This window comes from Candidatus Laterigemmans baculatus, assembly GCF_010367455.1.
Lineage (GTDB): Bacteria > Planctomycetota > Planctomycetia > Pirellulales > Pirellulaceae > Laterigemmans > Laterigemmans baculatus.
The window spans coordinates 1-3,154 of the sequence record NZ_WRPR01000109.1; the positions used below are offsets into that span (position 1 = coordinate 1).

Sequence of the window (3,154 nt, forward strand, 5' to 3'; positions counted from 1 at the left end):
GGGGCCGGGGGCCGGGGAGTAGTCCCGGAGGGACGATAGAGAATAGCCCAGGGCGTGAGCCCTGGGTTGCGGAGCCCCAATCGCGCCCCCCACGGCCCCAGCGGGGCGACGTCGCCCCGCTGGGGCCGTGGGGGATTTTTTGGGGGCCCGCAACCAGGGGCTGACGCCCCTGGCTATTGTATGCCGCCGCTCCGCGGCTTTGTCGCCTTTCGCTCCGCGAAAGCAGTGTTGTTGCGCGGCTTTCGCGGAGCGAAAGGCGACTATGTTGATGGCGTGGCTAGGATTTGGGTGCTGGGGGCTAGCGGGTATCTTTGGATCAGCTCGGCGATTTGGTCCGGGGTGACGGAGCGGTAGCGTTCGAGCTGTTCGTCGAGCGGCGTGTAGGTCCCGCGGACTTGCCACGCGTTGCCCACCGCGAACATCCGGCTGCTCGGCCGCTCGCTCTGCAGCACCAGCCCGGCGGTCGTCTTGTTGATCGCTTGCCGCAGCTCGTCCTCTTCGACGCCCCCCTCGGCAATTCGCTCGAGCACGCCATCGACCAGCCGCAAGTTCGACTGCAGGTCGTCGGGGTGGCAGATCAGATAGCTCATCAACACCCCGCAATCTTCAAACTCTTGCGGCCAAACCGCAGCGACCTCCGCTCGTCCCGTATCGATCAGCTCCCAAAACAGTCGGCTCCCCGACTCGTCGCCGAGCACGGTGGCGAGCAGCCGCATCGCGTAGCGGTCGGGGTCGCGGAGCGAAGGCGCGGAGCTGAGCGAGACCGCATAGCTCTGCTGGGCGTCGGGAGCGGGCAGGGTTTCGCGACGCAGTTCTGACCCCCTAGTTCCCGGGAACCGGGGGCTAGCGCCCGGCGGCTGATGGGCGGTTGGTGCGGTGAAGGGAGGGATGCGAGGGGGGAGTGGCGAACCGGTTGGCCAGTCGGTGGTCTGCCGCTCGAGCGCCTCGACGACGGCATCGAAGTCGAGATTGCCGGCGGCGGCAAAGACCATCTCGCTCGGCACATAGCGGCTGTCGAAGTAGGCTCGCATCGCGTCGGTGGAGATCGCCGAAACCGTCTCGGAGGTTCCCAAAATGCGGCGGCCCAGACCGTGCGAACCAAAGTAGACTTCGACACTCCGCTCGAACGCGCCGAACGGAGGCTGGTCGTCGTACTTGGCGATCTCTTCCAGGATCACTTGCCGCTCCGACTCGAAATCTTCACTGCGAAGCGAAGGGCGCATCAGATCGGTCAAGAGTTCGACGATTCGATCCTGGTACCGCGGAATCACCGTGGCGTAATAAACCGTCTGTTCTTCGCTGGTGTAAGCGTTCGACTGTCCGCCGAGTTCATCAAGCTCGCGATTCACGTCGGCCGCCGACCGCCGTGGCGTTCCCTTGAAGACCATATGCTCGAGGAAGTGACTGACTCCGGCGATCTCATCCGTCTCGTCGCGAGCGCCGGTGTGCACGAAATAGCCAAACGACGCGGTATAGCCGGCCGGATTGATCTCCGCGACGATTCGAAGGCCGTTGGCGAGCGTGGTTTCGCGAAAAAGCATAGGGGAAAGTAGCAGGTTTCAGGTTTCAGGTAGCAGATTTCAGGGGGTGGCCACGGAAGGACACGGGCGAGCACGGAAGGAACAGGAGCAAACAGAGGCAACGGAGAAGCATTCCTCTGTTACCTCAGTTGCCTCCTGTTGGATGTCTATTTCCCTCAGCCTTTCCACTGCCAACACCGTCGCCTGCGGCTTGCCGTTAAACGAGTTGGAATCGAGAGCCTTTTCCGTGCTCTTCCGTGTCCTTCCGTGGCCCCCGGACACCGGACACCGGCTACCGGCTTCCGTTGACTTGGAGCGGCTTGGGGCCGAGGGTGACGATGCGGTATTGGTTCTTGGGAAGCTGGTCCCAGAGGGCGGCGATTTTGGCGGGGGTCACGGCGTCGATTGCGGCTTCGATTTCCTCGGGCGTCAGCAAGCGGCGAAGGAAGTACCAGTCGCTGGCCATGGCCGCGGCCCGCGAGGAGCTCGATTCTTGCTGCATGATCAGCTGGCTGTGGATGCGGACTTTGAACCGGTCGAGTTCGTCTTCTTCGACCGTTGCACCGAGTTTGTCGATTTCAGCGAGCGTCACGTCCAAGGTTTCTTGCGCCCGCTCGGCAGTCGTCCCGGCGTAGCCAAAGACGCCCCCGACGCCGCGCATCGAATGGGTCCCGGCGGAGACCGTGTAGCACAATCCCCGCTGTTCGCGGACGCGATCGAACAGCCGGCTGCTCATCCCGTCGCTGAGCACTCCGACGGCGGCCCGGAGCGTGAAATAGTCGGGGTGATCGTAGGACCAGGCGGGAAAGGAGAAGCCGATGTGAGTTTGCTGCGAGGGATGCTCGATGTGTTCGTAACCGGGAGTGCCCGCCGCGGCCGGAGGGGGAACTTCGGGGGCTTGCGGCCAGCCTTCGAACAACTGCTCGACCAAGTCGACCGTCCGCTCCCAATCGAAATTGCCGGCGATCGCCAGCGTCGCTCCTCGGGGCGTGTAATGGGCTTCAAAGAACTCCCGCACGTCGCTCGCCGTCACCGCTTGCAAACCGGCGAGGGTTCCTTGGGGGCTGTGGCCGAGGTCGTCGCCGTAATGCCGTTCCTTGAGACGGATCATCACTCGCTGAGCCGGTTCGTCCTCGTTCGCCCGCAGCTCCTGCAGCGACACGCTCCGCGCATCCTCCAGCTGATCTCCGGGCAGATGGGGCCGCCGGACGATGTCGGTGTACAGCCGCAGCGCCTCGTCGAGCGACTCGGTCGGCATCGCCGCGCCGTAGGAGGTATGGGCTGTGGTGACCGAGGAGGAGCGATCGAGCCCCAGGTTATCGCTCTCGGCCACGATCTGGCGGCTGCTGCGGCTGCCCGCACCACGCTGGACCATCTCGCAGACCATTCCAGCCACGCCCCGCCGCGCGCGCGATTCGTACTGGCAGCCCGCTGGCAAGACGAGCGCAAAGGCTGCCGACCGGAGCCAAGGCATGTTCTGCCCCAGAAGCGTCATCCCGCAAGAGAGTTGGTGGTGGTGCAAGGTTTCAGGGTTCAGGGTTTAGGGAAACGGGAGCCGGTAGCCGGTAGCCGGTAGCCGGTGGCCGGTGGCCGGTAGCCGGTGGCCGGTGGCTGGGGGCTGGGGGCCGGGGGCC

Annotated in this window: 2 protein-coding genes; both read right to left on the reverse strand. The window is 64.7% G+C overall.

Annotated elements, in window-relative coordinates; all coding sequences use genetic code 11:
- Nucleotides 1–260: 260 nt before the first annotated feature.
- Nucleotides 261–1,541: a M16 family metallopeptidase gene (locus GNK13_RS18090; RefSeq protein ID WP_164103963.1), complete on the reverse strand. Its 1,281-nt coding sequence runs from the start codon at nucleotides 1,539–1,541 to the stop codon at nucleotides 261–263.
- A 271-nt stretch (nucleotides 1,542–1,812) separates the two neighbouring features.
- Complete coding sequence (locus tag GNK13_RS18095) at nucleotides 1,813–3,042, reverse strand: M16 family metallopeptidase (RefSeq protein ID WP_235935326.1); 1,230 nt, start codon at nucleotides 3,040–3,042, stop codon at nucleotides 1,813–1,815.
- Nucleotides 3,043–3,154: the final 112 nt, after the last annotated feature.